Consider the following 6,837-nt stretch of genomic DNA (forward strand, 5'->3'; position numbering starts at 1 on the left):
GCTCCCGCGGCATGCACCGGCACAGCGTCGAACCCATCCGAAGTTCCCCCCTCTCCCGGCGCAGTTTGCCGGGGGAGGGGCGGGGGAGGGGCCTTCCTGGGCCGGCATCCGCAGTTCTCGAAGCGCCCAGCCCCGTTTGGCGCGAATCGGTGTCGGCCCTTCCGCCTACCGACCGCCTATCGCCCGTCTACCGCGCGCTGCGGGCGAGGAGGGCCGCAAGCGCGCTCTCGTCGAACCACCGCCCGCGCGCCACCACCCCGGTGATCGCCTGCGAGTTCCTGATGTCGTCCAGCGGGTTCGACGAAAGCAGGAGCAGGTCCGCGCGCCTGCCCACCTCCACCGTGCCGAAGTCGTTCTTGCGCAGGTACGCGGCGGCGTTGCGCGTGGCGGCTGAGAGCGCTTCGTAGGGCGACAGCCCCAGCTCGACGAAGTTCTGCAGCTCGTCGTGCACGGAAAATCCGGGGACGGCGCCCGGCACCGGCGCATCCGTGCCCACCAGCAGCGGGACCCCGGCCCGGTGCATGGCCTGCAGCATCCGCCGCTGATAACCCAGCGCAGCGCGCAGGTGGGCCAGCCGCCGCGGATGCGCGAACGTAAGCGACCGCCCGTTCTTTTCGCGGATCCACTGTCCCTCGTACAGCGGGCCCGGAACGTACCTCGTTTCCGGGCGGGCGAGTTCGCGATCCAGGTCTTCCGCCTGCGTGATGATCCCCTCGAAGATGACGAGCGTCGGCGTCACGTACGTTCCCGCCTCGGCCGTGATCCGCGCGAAGTACGGGATGACGGCCGTGTCCAGCTTGGCGTCCTGCGCCGCCAGCGTGTCGGAGCTGCGGAACCCGAAGTACTGGTACAGGAACTCCTCCATGTGCACGATCCCGCGCTGGCCCGAGCCCAGCGTGGCCTCCAGCCCGGCCGGACGCACCACGTGCCCCACGACGGGCATTCCCAGCTGGTGCGCGCGAAGCGTGATGCCGCGGTACCCTTCCACCGACAGCCGGTTGTAGACCTTCATCAGGTCGTAGCCCGCGGCGTGGTCCTGCTCCACGCGACGCATTCCGCCCTCGCGCGTCATCGCCGAGTCATTGGCCTGGGCGCGCGCGATGTACAGCGTGGGTCCGGGCCGGTGGCCGGCGTTGATGGCTGCGCGCAGCTGAAGGCGGGCCGAATCGCCCGGCAGCCCCATCCCCCCCAGTTCGATGGCCGTGGTGACGCCCTTGGCCAGGAGCACGGCGGCGAGCACGGTGTCGATGTCCAGCCGGTTGCTCAGGTGGATGTGCGCGTCCACCAGGCCCGGCATCAGGTATCGGCCGCGCCCGTCGATCACCCGCGCCCCCGCCGGCACCGCCGTTCGCCCCGCGCGCCCGACCGCGTGGATGCGCTCCCCGTGGACGATCACCGTCCTGTCGTGCAGCACGGTGTCGCTCGTCATCGGGATTACGTTCACGTACGTGATGGCGATCACGTCGCCGGCGCCGGCGGGCAGCGATGCGGATTCCGGGTTCCGCGAGCACGCGGCGAGGAGGATGAGCAGGATGGATCGCTTCACGCGGGACCTCTCGGTGGGGTGGGGGAGGGTGTCGCGTGATTGGACACGGGCGGGGCGCTGAAGGTTTGATCCCGCGCCGGGCCAGGTGGCGCACGTCGGTGTCCGAGAGGCGGTGTGCGGATCGTTCGAGGCGTCAGGCGGAGACGGCGCCTGATACGCGTGAGGCGGCCCCGGAAGTCCGTGGCCGCCTCTTCTGATGGTGTTGCGTGACGGGGGCGTCAGCGGCGGGCGAGGAATGCCCGTGCAGCGGCCGCCTCCGGGCGGTCCGGGTCGGCCTTGGCCATCAGCGCCAGCAGCTGGCGGAAGTAGTCCGCCGCGGCGGCGCGTTCGCCCGAGGCCTGCGCGGCCCGCGCAGCGCCGAAGAGGGCGCGCGCGCGATTCGGCTCGCGGCGCAGCGTCTCGCGGTACGCCGCCAGCGCCTCCGCCGGGCGGCCTACCTCCAGCAGCAGGTCGGCCTGCAGCTCGCGCGCGGGGAGCAGCGGGCCGGGCATCACCGGGTGCTTCTCCACCGTCTCCTCCAGCTCCGCCGCCTGCCGCGCCAGCTGCAGCGCGCGATCGCGGTCGCCGCTGGCGTGGGCGATCCAGGCTTCGGCGGCCAAGCGCTGCGCCCCGACGGCCGTCGCCCAGTACGATTCTCCCGCGGCCGTCAGGCTGTCGGCCAGCAGGGCGAGCGCATCCACGGACTGCCGCGCGTCACCCGGCGAGCCCGCCCGCGCCGCGCCGAGACCGCGGGCGAAAAGCCGGATGGCCCGCACGTACGCCGGCGCCGACGCGGGCACCATCAACTGCGCGGCGTCCGTCCACCGTCCGCGCTCCAGCGCCAGCCGCGCCTGCATCGCGCTGAAGTTGTAGCTGGTGATTCCGGCGCCGTAGAACCGGTCGGGGTTCTGCACCGCGCGCTCCACGACTCGTGCGGCCTCGCGGTCGCGTCCCTGCTGGAGGTACGCGTACACCAGGTAGTCCATGGGATGGACGGCCGCGTTGCTGTCGGGCTCGGCGGCGGCGGAGCGGCGGTTGGTTTCGATCGACTCGTCCCAGTAGCCCAGGCGCGTGAAGATGTGCGAGGGCATGTGCAGCGCGTGCGGCGCGTCCGGGGCCACGCCGGCGTACCGGCGCGCCGCATCCAGCGCCCGCTGCGCGATGGGCGGGGCGTCGAAGGCGTGAATGGTGTAGTGCGCCAGCCCCGGGTGATCCGGCCGTTCTCGGAAGAGGGGCTCCAGGATGGCGGCGGCTGCGAGCTGCCTGGTGTACTGCAGGTCCGACGGCGGGGCGTTCGCGATGAAGGCGCGCGCCAGGAAGATCGCGGCCTCGGCGTCTTCCGGGTGCGCCTCGTGGAGGCTGCGCATGGCGGCCTCGTGCGCCTGGAGCCGCGCGCGGTAGGGCGTGGCCTGATGGTCCGCGTACAGCGCCAGGGCGGCGCGCGCATACATCTGCTCGCGATGCGTGGCGGCAGCGGCCAGCTCGGTCGATCGCTGGGCGGCTTCCAATCCCCTCGCCAGGTTCGCGGGCGAGGGCGAGGCACCCGTGAACGGGTTGCCGAGCAGCGTCATGGAGATGCCCCAGTGCGGCATCGGGCAGCGCGCGTCGGCGGCGGCCGCCTGCTGGAACTCGCGCTCCGCGGCATCGAACCAGAAGGAGTGGAGCATGGCCACGCCGCGCTCGAAGTGCGCCTGGGCCGGCGGCGCGCACGACGTGGGGAACTCCACCTTTCCGATGCCGCTGGCGTGCGCGGCATGTGCATGGTCCTGTGCCGCGGCGGGAGTCGCGATGAAGAGTGCAACCGCGGCTGCGGCGAGGGAGGTGGTGCGGGAACGGCGGGCCATGGCGGCCTCCTGGGTAGGCGGGGAAGCTTCGATGCGCCCGCACGATAGCCCGTCCGGCCGGGGAAGGAAAGCATTTCGGCAACTGCTCCCGCCGCAGCTGCGGATGACGGCGTCCCCGAAGGTCGGCGGGGAGTAGCAGCGGCGCCAGCTTGCGATTCCTTCCCTGGAAGGGTTGACCGCAGTCGGAAACGCGTGCGGCTCCCGATGCGCGCCGCGCACCGGGAGCCGATTCCATCGTAACTGTGTGACCGGCCGCGCGAGGGCGACGGCGGGATCCTGCTACGGGGCCCCGCTGGAGGCGGAGAGCGCTCCAGGATTGCCGGGTTGCTGCCGGTTCGCCGCCGCCGTGCCGCTGCTGGCGGCCGGGCCTACCTTCTCGATGGCGAGCAACGTGTGCAGGGCCACGGGATAGTCTTCCTTGTACCGGTTGGCCGCCCAGTTGGGGATGTACGCCTCGAGCCCGCGGGAATAGCCGATGCTGTGAAACTTCGTCGAGATGACCAGCGCGTCGCCCCGCTTGAGATCCAGCGAGTCGATGGTGCCCTGCAGGCCTCCCGGCATCCCGATGATGATGCGGTCGATGTTCGACGAGTCCGCGCGCTCCAGGAACTGCACCCTGTCGAGATAGTAGTGCTGCGGCACGCCGTCGATCACTCTTTCCGTCGCACGGAGGATCACGCGTTCATCCGTCAGCGGCTGCTTGGATGGGTCGGGGCCTTCGTAGGGATCGAAGATGCTGTCCAGGATCGGATCACAGGCGGCGAGCCCGACGCCGACGAGCAGAAGCGCCAGGGCGCGCGAAGCGTGGGTGAGCAGCGTCATGCGCGGTCCTTCTCCTATCGATTGCGGATCTCACTCTCTGGTCACCTACCCACCGAGCGCTTCGGCGGGGCGTGCCTTGCTCGCCGGATTGTACACCGCGTTTTGCCCGCGGTTTCCGGCACGCAGGCAGCCGGGGATCCGTGCGTGCCGCGGCTGGAGATGACCGTTCCGCCGCCCCCCTGCGTTCAACGCCGAGGCCACCCGCGGTCGCGTTCGGCCACCAAACGCGTTCAGTTGGCCGCGTTTGAGGGGCGGCGGACCTTTATTACCGCGAACAGGTTGAGGCTCTGCCCGATGCGTAGCCGGGTGCCCCTGCCATTCACGATTTCCCAGCGCTCCTCGTACAGCCGCTGGTCGCGCGGGGCGATCAAGGGAATGGAGAAGGTATAGCTGGCCTGTGGGGGGACGGGTCGGTCCAGTGGAACGGAGGTCACGCCGCTCTCCCGAGACGCAGTGGCGTATAGAAACCGGAGCGCTAGACTGCGGGCGGCCCAGGTGCACTCGCCGTCGTTCCGCAGTGTCCACGTTTTTCGGACCGTGTCTCCGGCCGTCACCACCGTGCTGTCCTGGATCCGCTCGCTTCGCAGCCAACCAACGAGTTCCTCTCCCGCACTGCACGCGCGGTGACCGCCCAGCCGGCCTCCCGGTTCCCGGCGGTCGCGGATCGTGCCGCGCACCTCGAGCATCTCCCCAAGCGCCCGGTTCGCCGTCCGCACCTCCCACCGCTCCTCCGCGCGGCCCGCCGCGGGCGCGCGCATCAGCACCTCGAAGGTGTAGGCGTCGGCCGGGCGGATCGGCTCGTCCGTGCGGAGCTCTACGATCTCCGGATGGCTGAGCCGGGTGCCCGTCGCGCCTGCGTAGCGAACGCTGACCTGTCCTGGCTGCCAGACACACTTTCCGCGGTTGATCACCGTCCACGTGGCGGTGAATGCCTCCTGCGGCCAGAGGACCGTCGAGTCCGGGTGGCTGGCGGCCAGATAGCCCGCGCGGACATTGCTTTCGGCGCAGGGAGGAACCGGGTGCGGCAGTACCTGGAAGCGTTCGCGAAGGAGCGGCCGGCCGTCGACCACGACTGGACGGCCCTCCCCGTCCTGGAGCACCCAATCCTCTCCGTAGTCGGCTGGCGTAGACGGAGCCGTGACCTTGTGCATCACGCTGATCGTGTCACCCGGGCCCAGTACGCGCCCCAGCGGAAGCATGCTTGTCTCGATGTTCAACGGATGAGGACCGATCGTGGCCACACGCCGCATAGCGTATGCGGAGTCCCACGTGCACCGGCCGGCGTTCCGCAGGACCCAGAGCGGGCTGTACGTGCGCCCTGGGGCGAGCGGGTTGTTAATCTCCGGCTTGAACTCCTTGCGCACGACGTGGCCTACCGCCTCGCCGGTTCGGCAGGGCCGGGGGGCGGCGGCGCCCTTCGTCGGGAGCAGGGCCCACACGCCGGAGGCCGCGAGCATGGTGATCGCAAGTCCCGCCGCTACCGCCCACTGAGATCGGCGCAGGCGGGGAGCCGGAGGCGACTTCGGGGCGCCGGTTTCCGCGGGGGTCGATGCCGCGACGCTGGTTTCCGCAGGGCTGGATGCCGACGTCCCGGATTCCGCGGGGCTGGCGGGCGGGGTGTCGACCCACTTCTGCTGCAGGGCTTCCCGCCGCAGTTCGTCGACGGCCTCCGAACTGACCCCCCGCGCCCGGGCCATCGTGGCCAGGGCCTCGACCTCCTCCCACGCGCCCGTTGCCGCGGCCCCGCGGCAGACCGCCTCGACCGCTTTCACGAGCAGCGTCCGGTAGTGTCTCCTCTGATCGGTTACCCACTCCACGAGGGTTTTGGTCGGGAGCTTGGAATCGATTCCCACCAGGAACGGTGCCGTGTACGCCTCCAGCGCAGCGGACACCGTTTCCCTGGTCGGGTGATCGGCCGCCGCCTCGACCAGGTCCGTGTCGGCTGCCAAAGCCTGACCCAGCGCGACGGGGTCGATGTGCTGGGGGATGTACACATCGCCGAGCGCGCCCCGCAGCGTCTTCAACGCGGTGCTGAGGTTCGAGCGGAACTCCGCGTTTGGCCAGAAGAGCTTTCCCAACTCCGTTCGCGGCATTGGATGCTGGGCGTACCGCAGCCGGACCAGGAGGGAAAGGTTCAGGGGCGCAAGGTGGATTTTCCTGCCGCCGACGAACACGCCGGGCGAGGCCGTCAACGTGCGAAGCGTAGCATCCATGAGGGTTTCCGCTGTTATTCAGGGATTGTTCAGACCCGCTCATCAAGGTTCCGAACGTCTTCATTCTCCTTCAGGGCTGCCGCGCGCCATCGTGTTCGCGCAGGTCGGGCCACCGCTTTTCACGGGACCGGCAACCACGGGAGGCGACAAAAAAATAAGCTGGCGGATGGCGCTCGTCACGTGTCCCGGCACGGCGAGCGCCAACCGGGAGGAGGAGGAGGCCGCGGCCGGACCTGCGCCCTTTGCACCCAATCAAATTCCTGGAGGAGAACGATGAAGAATCAGATGACGAAGCTGGTGCTCGTATCGATGGCGGTGCTCACGGCCGCCGCGTGCACCGACCGGTCGCGTCAGCCGGCCGCGGCGGAGCCGGAGATCGGGCCCGAGCTTCAGCAGCAGCTGCAGGTGAACGAGCGGAACGCGGCGTACCTGG

General features: G+C 70.3%; 4 protein-coding genes. All 4 read right to left on the bottom strand.

Going from position 1 to position 6,837, the window contains the following annotated elements:
• Positions 1 to 187: 187 nt before the first annotated feature.
• Positions 188 to 1,546, bottom strand: coding sequence for an amidohydrolase family protein (locus VIB55_RS09535; protein ID WP_331876417.1), 1,359 nt, complete (start codon positions 1,544 to 1,546; stop codon positions 188 to 190).
• A 218-nt stretch (positions 1,547 to 1,764) separates the two neighbouring features.
• Complete coding sequence (locus tag VIB55_RS09540) at positions 1,765 to 3,369, bottom strand: hypothetical protein (protein ID WP_331876418.1); 1,605 nt, start codon at positions 3,367 to 3,369, stop codon at positions 1,765 to 1,767.
• A 279-nt stretch (positions 3,370 to 3,648) separates the two neighbouring features.
• Entirely contained in the window at positions 3,649 to 4,191 is a 543-nt protein-coding gene (locus VIB55_RS09545) for a hypothetical protein (RefSeq protein WP_331876419.1), read from the bottom strand.
• Between the two features lie 230 nt (positions 4,192 to 4,421).
• Positions 4,422 to 6,383 carry an NBR1-Ig-like domain-containing protein gene (locus tag VIB55_RS09550; RefSeq protein ID WP_331876420.1) on the bottom strand — a complete coding sequence of 654 codons (1,962 nt, stop codon included), beginning with the start codon at positions 6,381 to 6,383 and terminating at the stop codon, positions 4,422 to 4,424.
• Positions 6,384 to 6,837 lie beyond the last annotated feature (454 nt).

The sequence above is a fragment of the Longimicrobium sp. genome (assembly GCF_036554565.1).
Classification (GTDB): Bacteria; Gemmatimonadota; Gemmatimonadetes; order Longimicrobiales; family Longimicrobiaceae; genus Longimicrobium.

Coding starts and splice junctions, on each gene's coding strand:
- VIB55_RS09540 (WP_331876418.1), bottom strand. CDS start 3,369: ATGGCCCGCCGTTCCCGCACCACCTCCCTCGCCGCAGCCGCGGTTGCA.
- VIB55_RS09545 (WP_331876419.1), bottom strand. CDS start 4,191: ATGACGCTGCTCACCCACGCTTCGCGCGCCCTGGCGCTTCTGCTCGTC.